Source organism: Aurantiacibacter rhizosphaerae (genome assembly GCF_009807005.1).
GTDB classification, from domain to species: Bacteria; Pseudomonadota; Alphaproteobacteria; order Sphingomonadales; family Sphingomonadaceae; genus Alteraurantiacibacter; species Alteraurantiacibacter rhizosphaerae.
The window spans coordinates 375,879-391,275 of record NZ_WUBR01000002.1 but is presented as its reverse complement, the minus strand read 5'-3'; the positions used below and the strand labels follow the sequence as shown (position 1 = coordinate 391,275).

Genomic DNA, 15,397 nt, shown 5'->3' with positions numbered 1-15,397 from the left:
GCGGCGTCACTATTGGGAATAATCTGTCATGTCAACCGCTATTAGGAAAATATTGTTTCAAAAACTGTCCTCAATTGGACATTATCGGGCGCGAGGCGTGGCCAATCTTCCGGCGGCTGGTGGCGCAGCCAGGTATATTGCCGCTTTGCGTAATTGCGGGTGACCTGCTGCCCGCGTGCAATGGCCTCTTCCTGTGACAGGGAACCGCGCAGATATTCCGCAATCTGCGGCACCCCGATGGCGCGCATGACGGGCAAATCCTCGGAAAGATCGCGGGTGAGCAACCGCTCCACCTCCTCCACCGCGCCGTTCTCCATCATCAGCGCAAATCGGCGGTCGCACCGCTTGTACAGCCATTCCCTGTCAGGCAGCAGCACCAGCGGGGCCAGAGCGATGGCATCACCGATGCCGCCCGTCTTCTGGCGCTGCCATTCGCGCAAAGGCTTCCCCGAAGAGCGGACCACTTCGAGCGCGCGAGACAGGCGCTGCGTATCATTGGCGTTGAGCGTTTGCGCAGCCTCGGCATCTTCACGCTGCACGGCGGCGTAGAGGTCCTCGGCGTCCATCGCGCGCACCTCTTCCCGAATAGCGGGATCGATTGGCGGCACAGGGGCAATCCCGTCCAGCAGGGTGCGGATATACAGGCCCGTCCCGCCGACCAGGATGGGCACGGCGCCTGCGGCGTGCGCCTCCTCTATCTCTCGCTTGGCGGCAGCGGCCCAATCTGCGGCGGAGCATGCCTGCGCCCCGTCCCACGCGCCGAACAGGCGATGCGGCACGCCGCGCATTTCTTCGCTGCTGGGCCGCGCGCTGAGAATTTGCAGATCGGCATAGACCTGCGCGCTGTCGGCATTGATCACCACGGCGCGTCTACCGGACTTTTCCAGCGCCAATGCAAGGGTCACGGCCAGATCGCTCTTGCCGCTGGCGGTTGGCCCTGCGATGAGCGCGACCTGTTTTAGAACTGGAGATTCAGACTTGCTCATTGCCCGGCTGATAGCAGACCCCGCCACACTGGAAAGGCGGCTGGACGCGATGACCGCCGCGCTTGCCGAAACTTCGGTGCCCGTCGCCCACGCGGCCATGCTGGATTTCTGCGGCGACGTGCTGCAACTGGAAACCGCTGGCGACGATCTGAACGCCCTGCGCAGCGCTATCGACACCCACTTCGAGGCCAGCGACGCCATTATCGCGCGCGATGAATTTCGCATCCCGCACCTGTTCGTGTCCGATATGGATTCCACCATGATCGGGCAGGAATGCATCGATGAACTCGCCGATTTCGCTGGCCTGAAGGACAAGGTGGCCGAAATCACCGAACGCGCCATGCAGGGTGAGCTCGATTTCGAATCCGCCCTGCGCGAACGCGTGGCCCTGCTGGAAGGGCTGGACGAAAGCGCGATCACCCGCTGCCTGGCCGAACGGATCCGGCCCAATGATGGTGCGCGCGTGCTGGTGGAAACGCTGAAATCAAAGGGCTGTCGCACCGTTCTGGTGACGGGCGGCTTTCACCATTTTGCCGATGATGTGGCCGAGCAGATCGGCTTCGAACGCGTGGTGGGCAATCGGCTGGAAGTTTCGGATGGCAAGCTGACCGGCGGGCTGGTGGGCGGCATCACCGACAGCGCGACCAAGAAATCCGTCTTGCAGGAAGAACTGGGCAAACTGGGCGAGGGCGCCGTGTCGATGGCGGCAGGTGACGGGGCGAACGACATCCCGATGATCGAAAGCGCAACCTACGGCATCGCCTATCGCGCCAAGCCAAAGGCGCGCGAGGCGGCCAATGGCTGGGTGGATCGCGGCGATCTTACGGCCGTGCTGAAACTGCTGGAAATCCGCAAGGAAGAGTGGGTGGGCTAGAGCCAGCTGGCAATCTGTTCCAGCGGCTTCTTCTGCAGGGCATGTTCGGGCACAGTAGCATCCGCTGCCGGGTGGCCGACCACCACGATCATCAGCGGCTTTTCAATCTTCGGCCGTCCACACAGATCGCGCAGAAAACCCATGGGTGAAGGCGTGTGCGTCAGCGTGGCGAGGCCCGCCTCATGCAGCGTTGCAATCAGCATGCCGCAAGCGATTCCCACGCTTTCATTGACGTAATAGTTCTGCGTTTCGCCGTCCTCGTCGATACCGCCAGTACGCTGCGCGAAGCACGCGATCAGCCAAGGCGCGGTTTCAAGGAAGGGCTTGCTGGCATTGGTGCCGATGGGAGCGAGGGCATCCAGCCACTCTTCGCTCGCCTTGGGTTTTTCACCATCATCGCCATAAAATCGCCGCTCCTCCGCCTCCGCAGCTTCGCGAACGGCGCGCTTCTTATCTGGGGAGCCGATGACGGCGAAATGCCACGGCTGGTGATTGGCCCCGTTTGGCGCGGTGCCGGCGGCGCGGATCGCATATTCGATCACTTCGCGCGGCACGGGCGCATCTGAAAAGGCGCGGCAGGAGTGGCGGGATTTCAGCCGTTCGAAAGCGGCCTTGGCACGGGCGATACGCTCCGCTTCGGAGAGATCGGGAAGAGGCGGAAAAGGCTGGCTGCCGCTCAACGCAAATCCTTGCGAATCACAAGCTTCAGGCCGCACCAATCATCGCTTACGTCGCAAGATTTCGTATCGACGAGGCCGAGGGGTTCACCAGCCTCGCGGATGGCGGTTTCGGAAAGCTCGCCACTTTCCGGCCAGCTTACCCAGATTTGTCCGTCGCGGGACAGGCAATGGCGCAGCCGCTCCAGCGTGGCCGCCATATCCGCCCGCTTGGTGACGAAAACGTGCGCGGCATCCACGCCTTCTTCGGGCTCGCGGACGAAGATCAGTTCCAGCGCATATTCCGCGATTTCTTCCTGCACGTCATCCGGCATCCCGTCGAACCACACGCGCTGCCCATCCCGCAGGTTCAGCTTCTTGGCGAGTGGAGTTTCGGAATGCCCGGCTGCCATCAGCTCTCCATCCAGCTATCGAAGAACTCGCGATGCGCCTTTTTCAGCTCGTCCAGCGTCTTTCCGAACAGCGCGTCTCCGCCCACAGTGCCGAGGCGGCGGAAGCCGACGCGGGCGTGGTGTTCGTCCTGCGTGCCCTTGGCAAGCTGGCGGTTGAGGGCATCGGTATCGGGCACGGTGATGATGTAGCGGCCCTGATCTTCGCCAAACCACCACTGCGCCGCGGAATAATCCTCGTTGCGCGCAACCTCCGCACCAAGATTGCCCGCCATGGCCATTTCGGCCAGCGCCACGGCGATGCCGCCGTCGGACACGTCATGCACGGCGTTCACCAGGCCATCGGCAATCAGATCACGCACGATTTCGCCCGCAGCTTTCTCCAGCGTGAGATCCACCGGCGGCGCGCGACCTTCGTCGCGGCCATGGATCTGCTTGAGCCAGAGCGATTTGCCAAGGTGGGAGCGTTCCGGATCAGGCGTGGCCCATTCTTCCGGCCACAGCAGGTAGATGGTGTCGCCTTCGTTCTTGAACGGCATCGTCATCATGTGCGCGTAATCGTCGATAATGCCGACGCCGCCGATGGCAGGCGTGGGCAGGATCGCGCTGCCGCCGCCGGTGGCCTTGCTTTCGTTATAAAGCGAGACATTGCCGCTGACGATCGGGAAATCCAGCGCGCGGCACGCGGTGCCCATACCGTCCAGCGCATGGACGAATTGCGCCATGATTTCCGGCCGCTGCGGGTTGGCGAAGTTGAGGCAATTGGTCACCGCCAGGGGCCGCGCGCCCACGGCGCACAGATTGCGATAGGCCTCTGCAATAGCCTGCTTGCCGCCTTCATAAGGGTCGGCATGAACATAGCGGGGCGTGCAATCGGTGCTGATGGCCAGCGCCTTCTTCGTGCCGTGCACACGCACCACGCCGGCATCGCCGCCGGTTTGCAGTGTATCTGCGCCCACCTGGCTGTCATACTGCTGCGCAATCCAGTTGCGGCTGCACAAATTGGGGCTGGAAAGCAGGCTGATCAGGTCCGTGCCGACATCGTCGGTATCGGGCCGGTCCGTCATTGGCTTTATGCCCGCCCACTGCGTGTAATCCTCGCGGCTGAGGTAGGGCCGCTCATACTCGGGCGCATCCTTGGCAAGCGGGCCGAGCGGAATATCGCAAACCACTTCGCCATCGAATTCCAGCACCATGTGGCGAGTGTCCGTAACTTCGCCGATGACGGCGAAATCCAGCTCCCATTTCTCGAAGATGGCGGCTGCCATTTCCTCCTTGCCGGGCTTCAGCACCATGAGCATTCGCTCCTGGCTTTCGCTCAGCATCATTTCATAAGGCGTCATGCCTTCTTCACGGCAGGGCACCTTGTTCATGTCGAGGCGGATGCCCGCCTTGCCATTGGTGGCCATTTCCACGCTGGAGGAGGTGAGGCCAGCCGCGCCCATATCCTGAATGGCGACGATGGCATCGGTGGCCATCAGCTCCAGGCAAGCCTCGATCAGCAGCTTCTCTGTGAAGGGGTCACCCACCTGCACCGTGGGACGCTTAGCCTCTGCATCTTCGGCGAAATCTGCGCTGGCCATGGTGGCGCCGTGAATACCGTCGCGCCCGGTCTTGGAGCCGACATAGACGATGGGGTTACCAACGCCCGTGGCGGCGGAATAGAAGATCTTGTCCGCATCCGCCACGCCCACGGTCATCGCGTTGACGAGGATATTGCCGTCATAGGCGGGGTGGAAATTCGTTTCGCCAGCGACGGTGGGCACGCCCACGCAATTGCCATAGCCGCCGATGCCGGCGACCACGCCCTGCACCAGATGCTTCATCTTGGGATGATCGGGACGGCCAAAGCGCAGCGCATTGGCATTGGCCACAGGACGCGCGCCCATGGTGAACACGTCGCGCAAAATGCCGCCAACGCCAGTGGCTGCGCCCTGATATGGCTCGATATAGCTGGGGTGGTTGTGGCTCTCCATCTTGAAGATGGCCGCCTGGCCATCGCCGATATCGATGACGCCTGCATTCTCACCCGGGCCGCAGATGACCCACGGCGCCTCCGTCGGCAATTTCTTCAGGTGGAAACGGCTGGACTTGTAGGAGCAGTGCTCGCTCCACATCACGGAGAATATGCCCAGTTCCACAAGGTTTGGCTCTCGGCCAAGCCCGGCAAGAACGCGCTCATATTCCTCGGAGCTGAGACCGTGTTGTTCGACGACTTCGGGTGTGATCTGACTCATGGCAGCGGCCTTAGCCCCGGCTTTGCGCCTTCGCTAGTCCTCCAGACCCGGATTTTACCCAATTTAGCTTGCCAGTTTCAGCTTTACGCCAGTTTCAGGGTAACCCACGTGGCAGCGCCTGCAGCCATGGCCGTGGCAAAGGCACCCCATGCCATATCGGCCAGGCTGATATGCGTCGCCCACACCTTCAGCACGGCCTGACTGGTAAGATCGAAGGTGGCATAACACAGCCCGCCCACCAGCGCGCCGTTCAGCATGGCGGTGCCCACGCTGCCCGCCTCCAGCCCCGGACGGATGGCGAACCATACCATCCCCGCTATATAGATAAGGTAGAACGCTGCCGCTGCGCCCATGCGGAAATCTGCCGCCATGATGCTGCCGATGACGGGGCGATAAAGATTGTCCGCCGCCCAGCGCAGCCACACGGCATCCAGCGCGCCGAATGCCACCGCCGCGGCGATATAGGCAATAATCCACTTTATTGGGCCTCTCCTGCAGGTGGCACAGCTTGACCCTGCGCTCTCCCACCGTCAATGGTCCCACCCATGGCAGAAGACCTTTCCCAAATTTCCGCGATGAGTTTTGAAGAGGCGCTCAAGGCCCTCGAAGATGTGGTGCGCAGGCTGGAGGGCGGCGAGGTGCCTCTGGACGAGAGTATCGCGCTGTATGAACGGGGGGAGGCGCTGCGGCGCCATTGCCAGACCCGGCTGGATGCCGCGCAGGAGCGGATCGAGAAAATAGTCGCCGGGCCCGATGGCAAGCCTGCGGGCACCGCGCCTTTCGATGCGGGCTGAGGCGATGGGATTGGTGATGGCGGACGATGTTCTTGGGCTTGGCCTCCAGAAAATCCAGCGAGAGATCGACGACGCCTTCGATGCGATCCTGCCCGTTCCCGATGATGCGCGCGCGCCATTGGTAGAGGCGATGCGCTATGCCACCATCGGTGGTGGCAAGCGTGTGCGCCCCATGCTGCTGGTGACGGTGGCAGAGATGTATGGCGCCAGCCGGCAGGCCGCCGTCAGGGCGGGGGCCGCCATCGAATCGATCCATGTCTATTCGCTGATCCATGACGATCTGCCCTGCATGGATGATGATGACATGCGCCATGGCAAGCCCACTCTGCACAAGGTGCATGACGAGGCGATTGCCGTGCTGGCGGGTGATTGCCTGCACGCGCTGGCATTCGATATTCTTACCGGGACAGAGGTAAGTTCCGATCCCTTCATCCGGGCAGAGCTGGTCCATGCCCTTGCCAGCGCCAGCGGCCATAATGGCATGGCTGGCGGGCAGGTGATGGATATGGTGGCGGAGAAAGAGCAGTTCGATCTGCGCGGCGTCACCCGCCTGCAACAGCTGAAAACCGGCGCATTGCTGGGCGCGGCGGTGGAGATGGGCGCGATCCTGGCCAAGGTGCCGGAGGATGGCCGCACGCATCTGCGCAATTATGCCCGCGATATCGGTCTTGCCTTCCAGATCGCGGATGATCTGCTGGATGAGGAAGGTGACGAGGAAAAGGCCGGCAAGGCGCTGCGCAAGGATGCGCAGGCGGGGAAGGCAACCTTCGTGTCCCTGATGGGCGCTGAGGGGGCACGGGCGCAGGCCCATGCGCTGTCGCAGCAGGCCATCGGCCACCTCTCCGGCCATGGGGAGGAGGCAGACCTGCTGCGCGCGCTGGCACGCTTTGTGGTGGAGAGGGACCGCTAAATGACAGAACGCATCGGCCTTTATCCGGGCACTTTCGATCCCTGCACGCGCGGCCATGCCGATATCATCCGGCGCGGGGCCAAGCTGGTGGATCGGCTAGTGATCGGCGTCACCACCAATCCCAGCAAGAACCCCATGTTCACGCCCGATGAGCGGATGGACATGATGCGCTCCGAAATTGACCGGCTCGGCCTCGACAATGTGGAGATCCGCGGCTTCGATGCGCTGCTGATGAAATTCGCCGCACACGTGGGTGCCAGCGTCATCATCCGCGGGCTGCGCGCCGTGGCCGATTTCGAATATGAATATCAGATGGCAGGCATGAACCAGCAGATCGACGATTCGATCGAGACGGTGTTCCTGATGGCCGATATCTCGCTTCAGCCCATCGCATCCAAGCTGGTGAAGGAAATTGCCCTCTACGGCGGCGATATCGCGCCCTTCGTCAGCCCATCGGTGAAAGGCCTTGTGGAGGCCCGCGTTGCCAAGATCGGGCGGCGCGGCAGTCTATAGCCTGTTATTATGTTCATTGAACTGTCAGCAGGCAGCCGATAGGGCCGCATCAGATTTCACCTTTAATATCGGACTGGACCATGATCCGCCATATCGCGCTGACGGCAATCGCTGCCGCTTTCACCTTCACTGCAACGCCTGCCGCTGCGCAGGACATTTCGCTTACGCCCGCGGTGGAGGCCACGGAATCCACGAACGAGGCTGCGACGCAGATCCCCGTGAAGGTCAATTTCGACATGACGCAGGACCGGGACAATATCCTGCTGCTGGACCTTTCGACCGGAGAGCGCGTGGCCATCCGCCTGATGCCGCAATGGGCTCCCAACCATGTGGAGCGGATCAAGGTCCTGACGCGTGACGGGTTCTATAACGGCGTGCCGTTCCACCGCGTGATCGATGGCTTCATGGCGCAGACGGGTGACCCAACCGGCACCGGCCAGGGCGGCTCCACCCTTCCTGACCTGGAGGAGGAGTTCAACTTCCTTCCGCATGTTCGCGGCACCGTTTCCATGGCCCGCGCCAGTGATGATAACAGCGCCAACAGCCAATTCTTCGTGGTGTTCTATCCGCGCTTCGCACTGGATCGCCGCTACACCAACTTTGGCCGCGTTATCAGCAATATGCCTGCCGTGGATGCCATTCAACGCGGCGAACCGCCCGCAAATCCCACGCGCATCCTGCAGGCCAGCATCGCTGCCGACAATGTCGAACAGATGATGCCCAGCGCAACCGTTGCGCCATCGGAACGGATCACGCTGGATATGTTGACCGGTTCGGGCGTCAACTGATCTGGCCTTACGGATGATGGCCTTTTGCAAGGCGTCAGCTGGTCGGGCTTTTGAAACATGAAAGTCGACCTGTTCGATTTTGACCTGCCGACGGATCTGATCGCGCTGCGCCCTGCGCGCCCGCGCGATGCCGCGCGCATGCTGGTGGTGCAGGGCGATGCGCCGTTCGCCGATTGCGGCGTGCTGGATCTGCCAAAGCTGCTGCGCAAGGGCGATGTCCTCGTCTTCAACGATACGCGTGTCATTCCCGCCCAGCTGGAAGGAAAACGCGGGGAGGCGCGCATTGGTGCAACTCTGCATAAGCGGCTGGACCTGCGCCGTTGGCAGGCCTTCATCCGCAATGCCAAGCGCCTGAAACCGCAAGACCGCGTGGAATTCGGCGCAGGCGTTACCGCGATTGCGGAAGAGCGCCACGATGATGGCAGCTTCACCCTTGCATTCGAAGGTGATGAGCCGGTGGAAGTCTTGCTGGAGCGAGCGGGACGCATGCCGCTGCCTCCCTATATCGCCGGCAAGCGCAAAACGGATGAGCAGGATCGCGAAGATTACCAGACCATGTTCGCCAGGGAAGACGGCGCCGTCGCTGCTCCCACCGCCGCGCTGCATTTCACCGATCGCCTGGCCACCGCGCTGGACGAGGCTGGCATCGGGCGCGAAACGCTCACCCTGCATGTGGGCGCGGGCACATTCCTGCCGGTGAAGGCGGATGATACGGACGATCACCAAATGCATGCTGAATTCGGCACCATCGATGCCGCCACGGTAGACAGGCTGAATGCCGCGCGCGCTGCCGGTGGCCGGTTGATCGCGGTGGGCACCACCAGTCTGCGCCTGCTGGAAAGCGCGACAGGAGAGGACGGCATCATCCGCGCGTTTTCCGCCGATACCTCCATCTTCATCACGCCGGGCTACACGTTCCGCGCAGTGGACGGCTTGATGACCAATTTTCACCTGCCCAAATCCACGCTGATGATGCTGGTGTCGTCATTGATGGGAACGCAGCGGATGCAGGATGTCTATGCCCATGCGATTGCGCAGGGATATCGCTTCTACAGCTATGGCGATTCCAGCCTGCTAATCCCCTAGGGCCAGCTTGTATTTGCGGCGGCCAACCCCACAAGGATTGGCATGCCTGAACCAATACTCAACATTCGCGGTCTCGAAAAAACCTACAAGGGCGGGGTGAAGGCGCTGGACGGCGTGGATCTGACGATCAACCGCGGCGAGATTTTTGCGCTGCTGGGGCCCAATGGTGCGGGCAAGACCACGCTGATCGGTTCTGTCTGCGGGCTGGTGCGGCCCACCGGCGGCAAGATAGAAGTGTTTGGCCAGGATCTGGCGACCAGCTGGAAGAACGTGCGCCGCCAGATCGGGCTGGTGCCGCAGGAACTAAGCTTCGACATGTTCGACAAGGTGATCCGCCAGGTGCGCTATTCGCGCGGCATGTTCGGCTCTGCCCCCGATGAAGCGCGGATAGAGGAAGTTCTGCGCAGCCTCAGCCTGTGGGACAAGCGTAATGCCGCCATCAGGGAGCTATCGGGCGGAATGAAGCGCCGCGTGATGATCGCCAAGGCGCTGGCCCATGATCCGCAACTGCTGTTTCTGGATGAGCCCACGGCGGGCGTGGACGTGGAACTGCGCCGCGACATGTGGCGGCAGATAGACATGCTGCGCGATCGCGGCGTCACCATCATCCTCACCACCCATTATATCGAGGAAGCCGAGGAAATGGCGGACCGTGTCGGCGTGATCGCCAAGGGCCGCATCCTGCTGGTGGATGACAAGGATGCGATCATGGCGAAGCTGGGTCGCACCGAAGCGCATTTCACCATCGATTCCCCGCTGGCCGAACTTCCCGCCCCGCTGACGGGATATCCCGTGCATCTGGAGGAGGGCGGCACATCCCTCGTTTATCGCGGCGGGGATGGCACCGGCAAGGGCAAGCGGGAGGTGGCCGAGCTGGCGCAGCTGCTGACGCGCGAGGGCATCGCCTTCTCCGGCCTGGAAACGCAGGAGAGCACGCTGGAGGATATTTTCGTCGACCTGCTGCATGAACCGGTGGAGACGGCGGCATGACCTTCAACGCGCGCGGCACCTACGCGATATTCAAGAACGAGCTGATGCGCATGTTCCGCACCATCTTCGGCTCCATCCTTTCGCCCGTTATCACCACCTCGCTATATCTGGTGGTGTTCGGCGCGGCGATGGGTGATCGCATGGATCTGGGCGGCGTGAATTACGGCGCCTTCATCGTGCCGGGCCTGCTGATGCTGACGCTGCTTTCCGAAAGCACCAGCAACGCCAGTTTCGGGATCTACATGCCCAAGTTCACAGGCGCCATTTACGAATTGCTGTCCGCACCCGTGGGCGTGGCGGAAACACTGATCGGCTTTGTGGGCGCGGCGGCGGTGAAGTCCTTGATACTGGCCGCCATCATCCTTGGCACGGCGGCATTGATTGTGGATTATTCGATCGCGCATCCCATCCTGGCGCTGGGCTATATCGTGCTCGTCGCGGCCAGTTTCTCCCTGCTTGGCTTCATCATCGGTCTGTGGGCCGATGGGTTCGAGAAGCTGCAGATCATTCCGCTGCTGGTGCTGATGCCGCTGACGTTTCTGGGCGGCACATTCTACCCCATCAGCGCGCTGGAAGGGCCGTGGCAATATGTCGCGATGGTGAATCCGGTGGTCTATCTGGTCAGCGGCCTTCGCTGGACCTTCCTTGGCGAATCGGATTTCCCGATCATGCTGTCCTTCGGCGCGACCCTTGGTTTCCTGCTGATCTGCATCGCCGTGATCGGCTGGATCTTCAAGACAGGGTGGCGATTGCGCGAATGACGCGCTAGCGGGGCGGGCATGACAAGAATTGCCTACCTCGCCGTCCCGCTGGCACTGCTCTGCGCGCCTGCCGCGGCCCAGCAATTGCCCGATGCCGCGCGCACGATGATCGATACCGCCATCGCCTCTGGCGATGCAAAGCAGGTGGAAGCGGTGATCGCCACCGCGCGCACCGCATTCCCCGGTGAGCAAGAGGAGATCGACGCGATCTGGACTGCGTATAAGGCAGATCAGGCGGAAATCGCCGCTGCAGAAGCTGCGCGCAAGACGGCAGAGATTCGCCAGGCAGGTCTGTTCCAGAACTGGAGCGGGGAAGGGCAGATCGGCGCATTCCAGTCCTCCGGCAACACGGACGAATTTGGCGTAACCACCGTGCTGGCGTTGAACCGAGAGGGCATCGACTGGGAACACCGCCTTCGCCTCACCGCCGATTACCGACGCCAGAACGGCACGACTTCGCGGGAGCAATTCCAGGCCAGCTATGAACCGCGCTACCAGATCAACGAGCGCCTTTTCGCCTATGGCCTGGGCCGGTACGAGCGCGACCGCCTGCAGGGATATTCCTCGCGTTATGCGGTGTCCGGTGGCCTTGGTTACAAGGTGATCGACAGGGACGATATCGAATTGTCGGTAAAGGCAGGCCCGGCCTATCGCATCACGCAATTCACCGATGGCACGAAGTCCAGCCGCCTTGCTGCATTGTTCGGCGCGGATTTCAACTGGGAAATCACCGACGATCTCACCCTGACGCAGGACGCCAGCAGCACGCTGGAAACGGGCGGAGAGGCCCTGCTGATTGTCGATAGCGCGAACACCAGCCTGGCAGCGACCACGGGGCTGGAAGCTGGCCTGACCGACAAGTTGAGCGCGCGGCTTTCCTGGACGATCGAATACGACAGCAACCCGCCTGCCGGCGCGGTAAGCACTGATACGCTCTCCCGCTTCACGCTCGTCTATGGCTTCTGATCGTACCCGTTTCGAATTCACCGTGCACGCGGTGGATGGCAAGGCGCGCACCGGCGAAATCGCCATGCGTCGCGGCACCATTCGCACGCCCGCGTTCATGCCGGTGGGAACGGCCGCCACGGTAAAGGCGATGAAGCCGGAAGCCGTGCGCGAAACGGGCGCGGACATCATTCTGGGCAACACCTATCACCTGATGCTGCGCCCCGGTGCGGAACGGGTGGCGAAGCTGGGCGGTCTGCACAATTTCATGCGCTGGGATCGCCCTATCCTGACAGACAGCGGCGGATATCAGGTGATGAGCCTGTCTGACCTGCGCAAGCTGACGGAAAAGGGCGTGGAGTTTCGCAGCCATATCGATGGCTCGAAGCATATGCTCAGCCCGGAACGCAGCATGGAAATTCAGCGCCTGCTGGGGTCTGACATCGTGATGTGCTTCGATGAATGCCCGCGCGCCGACAGGCCGATGGCAGAGATCGAGGCGAGCATGGAATTGTCCATGCGCTGGGCACAGCGCAGCCGCGATGCATTCGATGCAGGCGGCGAACATGCGGCCAATAGCGCGCTGTTCGGCATTCAGCAGGGCGCGCTGGACGAGGGGCTGCGTGGCCGCTCTGCCGAAGCGCTGCGCCAGATCGGCTTCGATGGATATGCCATCGGCGGCCTCGCCGTGGGGGAGGGGCAGGAGGCGATGTTCGGCGTGCTGGATTACGCGCCCGGCATGCTGCCCGAAGATGCCCCGCGATATCTGATGGGCGTTGGCAAGCCCGACGATCTGGTGGGTGCGGTAGAGCGCGGTGTGGACATGTTCGATTGCGTGCTGCCCACGCGTTCTGGCCGGAACGGGCAGGCCTTCACCTGGAATGGTCCGCTGAACCTGCGCAACGCCCGCCATGCGGAGGATACAGCACCGCTGGACGATCGCTGCACCTGCCCGACATGCGCAAATTACAGCCGTGCCTATCTGCATCACCTGCAAAAATCCGGAGAGATCCTGGGCGCGATGCTGGTGACGGAGCACAACCTCTCCTTCTACCAGCAATTGATGCAGGCCATGCGCGATGCGATTGGCGATGGCCGATTTGCATCATTTGCCGAAAATTTCAGAAGAGACTATTTTTCAAAGTCATAAGATGCTTCAATGTCCCCACTTCAGGAGGGACAATGCATTATCATAGACTGGCAGCAGGCGCTGCCATCATCGCCCTGGCTACGGCCACACCCGCATCTGCGCAGATGAGCGAAGCGGAAGAACTGGCCGGTCGTTTCGGCGCCAGGCCCACGGTGATGGATATCAGCCTGTCCCCATCGGGCAACAAGGTCGCCTACATCTCCTCAGACAATGCCACGACGGAAATTCTCTATGTCGTCGATCTGAATGGTGAGGCGGAGCCGCGCGCCCTGACTGCGCTGTCAGAGCCGGATGCAGAGCTGACGGGTTGCGACTGGGCCAATGATATCTGGCTGGTGTGCAGGGTCTATGGCAGTGCCAAATATGATAACCGGGTGCCGATCACCTACACGCGCATGCTGTCTGTCGCCACCGACGGGTCTGAACCGAATTTGCTGACACCGCGCCGTTCTTCGCGCGCCTATGGGATCGTGCAGAATGGCGGCAGGGTGCTGGCGCTGGATGTGGAGGGCGAGGAAAACCGCATCCTCATGACGCGCAGTTTCCTGGAAGAAAACAGCCGGAACACGCGTCTTGCCAACGAAGAAGGCGGGCTCGGCGTTGAACTTGTGGACGTGACTCGCAACAGCCGGCGCACTGTAGAAAACCCGGATGAGGATGCCACGCGATACGTCGCGGATGAAAATGGCGAGGTGCGCATCAAGGTGCGTGCGCCGCATGATTCCTTTGGCCGACTGACGGGGAATGTCCTCTATTCCTATCGCGAGCCGGGCTCTCGCAGTTGGACTGCGTTCAAGGATGATCTTTCCGGTTTCAGGCCGGTGGCTGTCGATGCGGCGCAGAACGTGGCCTATGGATTTCAGGATCAGGATGGCTTCACGGCGCTGTACCGCGTTACCCTGGATGACGAAGCCAAGCGCGAACCTGTGCTGGCGCGCTCTGATGTTGACGTCGACAGATTGATCCGCATCGGCCGAAAGCAGCGCGTTGTGGGCGTCAGCTACGCGGCGGAAAAGCGGCAGGTCGAATATCTCGACGAAGACCTCGCCAATTTGGCCGCTCGTTTGCAACAGGCCCTGCCCGGCAAGCCGCTGATCAATATCGTTGGGGCTTCTGCGGATGAGCAGACGCTGCTGATCGTGGCATCCAGCGATGTGGACCCCGGCATGACCTACCTGCTGGACAGGCAGAGCAACGCGCTATCGCCGCTGCTGCCGCTACGCGATCACCTTGCGGAGCTTGAAATGGCGCCGATGCGGCCCGTTACCTTTCCGGCGGCGGATGGCACGCAGATACCGGGATATCTCACCATGCCGCTGAACTCGGAAGGTCCGGTGTCGGCAATCGTTTTGCCGCATGGCGGGCCCGGCAGTCGCGATGAGTGGGGTTTTGACTGGCTGGTGCAATTCTTCGCCGCGCGCGGCTATGCAGTGTTGCAACCCAATTTCCGCGGCTCCAGTGGCTATGGCGATGCCTGGTTCGGGCGCAATGGTTTCCAGCAATGGGAAACGGCGATCGGTGACGTGAATGATGCCGGCCGCTGGCTGGTGTCAGAAGGGATTGCCGATCCCGATCGGCTGGGCATCGTTGGCTGGTCCTATGGCGGATATGCCGCGCTGCAATCGCAGGTCGTCGATCCTGATCTGTATCAGGCGGTGGTCGCCATCGCGCCTGTCACCGATCTGGAATTGCTGCGCGAGGAAGCGCGCGATTACACCAATTTTGCGCAGGTCCGCGAGTTTGTTGGCACTGGTTCACACGTGGAGGATGGCAGCCCCGCCAATCACGCGGATCGGTTCCGTGCGCCAGTCCTGCTGTTTCACGGAACGCAGGACACAAATGTCGGCGTGTTTCAATCGCAGAGGATGAAAAGCCGGTTGGAAGATGCGGGCGCCAGCGTGCAATATGTCGAATACGACGGGTTCGATCATTCTCTAGATCACGGCCAGGTTCGCGGCAATATGCTGTTGGCGATAGACACGTTCCTGGGGCAGCATCTGGCGGATTAGGCCTATGCCAAAATGCTATGGCGCGGGGGCGACTGGCTCCGCCTCCGGCTTGCTGCGCATTTCAAGGATCGTCCCGCGATAGGGGACGAAATTGCCTGCCGAATCGAGGAAACCTGCGCCAATGCGGCAGGCCAATTGCTGCGCTTGCGACAGGCGATCGTACCATTTGCCGGCACGGTGCGGCGTTATGAATCTGTACTGCGGCATCCTGAAATGGTGACGCGCAATCGCACATCCGGTTCCCTGCAAAACGCTGAACCGAAATGAAAAAGGGCGGCTCCGAAGAAC

The 15,397-nt window shown here is 61.7% G+C and carries 17 protein-coding genes; 11 read left to right on the top strand and 6 right to left on the bottom strand.

All coding sequences use genetic code 11. The annotated features are described in order from the left end of the window. Window positions 1–41: 41 nt before the first annotated feature. Window positions 42–986, bottom strand: a complete 945-nt coding sequence (miaA, locus tag GRF63_RS09360; protein ID WP_160485751.1) for a tRNA (adenosine(37)-N6)-dimethylallyltransferase MiaA — start codon at window positions 984–986, stop codon at window positions 42–44. Between miaA and serB the strand changes: the two genes are divergently transcribed. After that, window positions 979–1,860, top strand: a complete 882-nt coding sequence (gene serB / locus GRF63_RS09355; protein WP_160485750.1) for a phosphoserine phosphatase SerB — start codon at window positions 979–981, stop codon at window positions 1,858–1,860. The two genes, miaA and serB, sit on opposite strands and share 8 nt — an antisense overlap. On the opposite strand, the gene GRF63_RS09350 is transcribed toward serB, so the two are convergent. The 4 genes from GRF63_RS09350 to GRF63_RS09335 all read right to left on the bottom strand — a co-directional run bounded on the left by GRF63_RS09350 (window position 1,857) and on the right by GRF63_RS09335 (window position 5,633). Further along, the gene (locus tag GRF63_RS09350; RefSeq protein WP_160485749.1) at window positions 1,857–2,540 is read right to left on the bottom strand and encodes a nitroreductase family protein; all 684 of its coding nucleotides are present in this window, start codon (window positions 2,538–2,540) and stop codon (window positions 1,857–1,859) included. The genes serB and GRF63_RS09350 overlap by 4 nt on opposite strands. Beyond that, complete coding sequence (locus tag GRF63_RS09345; RefSeq protein ID WP_160485748.1) at window positions 2,537–2,929, bottom strand: DUF3052 family protein; 393 nt, start codon at window positions 2,927–2,929, stop codon at window positions 2,537–2,539. The genes GRF63_RS09350 and GRF63_RS09345 overlap by 4 nt, the downstream gene beginning before the upstream one ends. Then, window positions 2,929–5,163 (bottom strand): phosphoribosylformylglycinamidine synthase subunit PurL, encoded by a 2,235-nt coding sequence (gene purL, locus GRF63_RS09340; protein ID WP_160485747.1) that lies wholly within the window; start codon window positions 5,161–5,163, stop codon window positions 2,929–2,931. The genes GRF63_RS09345 and purL overlap by 1 nt, the downstream gene beginning before the upstream one ends. A gap of 83 nt (window positions 5,164–5,246) precedes the next feature. Then, window positions 5,247–5,633 (bottom strand): DUF2177 family protein, encoded by a 387-nt coding sequence (locus tag GRF63_RS09335; protein WP_337189663.1) that lies wholly within the window; start codon window positions 5,631–5,633, stop codon window positions 5,247–5,249. A 63-nt stretch (window positions 5,634–5,696) separates the two neighbouring features. Between GRF63_RS09335 and GRF63_RS09330 the strand changes: the two genes are divergently transcribed. The 10 genes from GRF63_RS09330 to GRF63_RS09285 all read left to right on the top strand — a co-directional run bounded on the left by GRF63_RS09330 (window position 5,697) and on the right by GRF63_RS09285 (window position 15,109). After that, a complete protein-coding gene (locus tag GRF63_RS09330; RefSeq protein ID WP_237392401.1) occupies window positions 5,697–5,957 on the top strand; it encodes an exodeoxyribonuclease VII small subunit in 261 nt (86 codons plus the stop codon). Further along, entirely contained in the window at window positions 5,947–6,867 is a 921-nt protein-coding gene (locus GRF63_RS09325; RefSeq protein WP_419865955.1) for a polyprenyl synthetase family protein, read from the top strand. Before GRF63_RS09330 ends, GRF63_RS09325 begins: the two co-directional genes overlap by 11 nt. Then, window positions 6,868–7,380, top strand: coding sequence for a pantetheine-phosphate adenylyltransferase (coaD, locus tag GRF63_RS09320; protein ID WP_160485746.1), 513 nt, complete (start codon window positions 6,868–6,870; stop codon window positions 7,378–7,380). 80 nt (window positions 7,381–7,460) lie between these two features. Then, the gene (locus GRF63_RS09315; RefSeq protein WP_160485745.1) at window positions 7,461–8,168 is read left to right on the top strand and encodes a peptidylprolyl isomerase; all 708 of its coding nucleotides are present in this window, start codon (window positions 7,461–7,463) and stop codon (window positions 8,166–8,168) included. 57 nt (window positions 8,169–8,225) lie between these two features. Continuing rightward, a complete protein-coding gene (gene queA, locus GRF63_RS09310) occupies window positions 8,226–9,254 on the top strand; it encodes a tRNA preQ1(34) S-adenosylmethionine ribosyltransferase-isomerase QueA (protein ID WP_160485744.1) in 1,029 nt (342 codons plus the stop codon). 42 nt (window positions 9,255–9,296) lie between these two features. Continuing rightward, window positions 9,297–10,244: an ABC transporter ATP-binding protein gene (locus tag GRF63_RS09305; protein ID WP_160485743.1), complete on the top strand. Its 948-nt coding sequence runs from the start codon at window positions 9,297–9,299 to the stop codon at window positions 10,242–10,244. Then, window positions 10,241–11,005 carry an ABC transporter permease gene (locus tag GRF63_RS09300; protein WP_160485742.1) on the top strand — a complete coding sequence of 255 codons (765 nt, stop codon included), beginning with the start codon at window positions 10,241–10,243 and terminating at the stop codon, window positions 11,003–11,005. The genes GRF63_RS09305 and GRF63_RS09300 overlap by 4 nt, the downstream gene beginning before the upstream one ends. A gap of 18 nt (window positions 11,006–11,023) precedes the next feature. Continuing rightward, the gene (locus GRF63_RS09295) at window positions 11,024–11,971 is read left to right on the top strand and encodes a DUF481 domain-containing protein (protein WP_160485741.1); all 948 of its coding nucleotides are present in this window, start codon (window positions 11,024–11,026) and stop codon (window positions 11,969–11,971) included. Continuing rightward, window positions 11,961–13,100 carry a tRNA guanosine(34) transglycosylase Tgt gene (gene tgt, locus GRF63_RS09290; RefSeq protein ID WP_160485740.1) on the top strand — a complete coding sequence of 380 codons (1,140 nt, stop codon included), beginning with the start codon at window positions 11,961–11,963 and terminating at the stop codon, window positions 13,098–13,100. The genes GRF63_RS09295 and tgt overlap by 11 nt, the downstream gene beginning before the upstream one ends. Before the next feature lie 32 nt (window positions 13,101–13,132). Then, window positions 13,133–15,109, top strand: a complete 1,977-nt coding sequence (locus tag GRF63_RS09285; RefSeq protein WP_160485739.1) for an alpha/beta hydrolase family protein — start codon at window positions 13,133–13,135, stop codon at window positions 15,107–15,109. Window positions 15,110–15,124: 15 nt separating this feature from the next. On the opposite strand, the gene GRF63_RS09280 is transcribed toward GRF63_RS09285, so the two are convergent. Then, complete coding sequence (locus GRF63_RS09280; RefSeq protein ID WP_160485738.1) at window positions 15,125–15,316, bottom strand: hypothetical protein; 192 nt, start codon at window positions 15,314–15,316, stop codon at window positions 15,125–15,127. Window positions 15,317–15,397 lie beyond the last annotated feature (81 nt).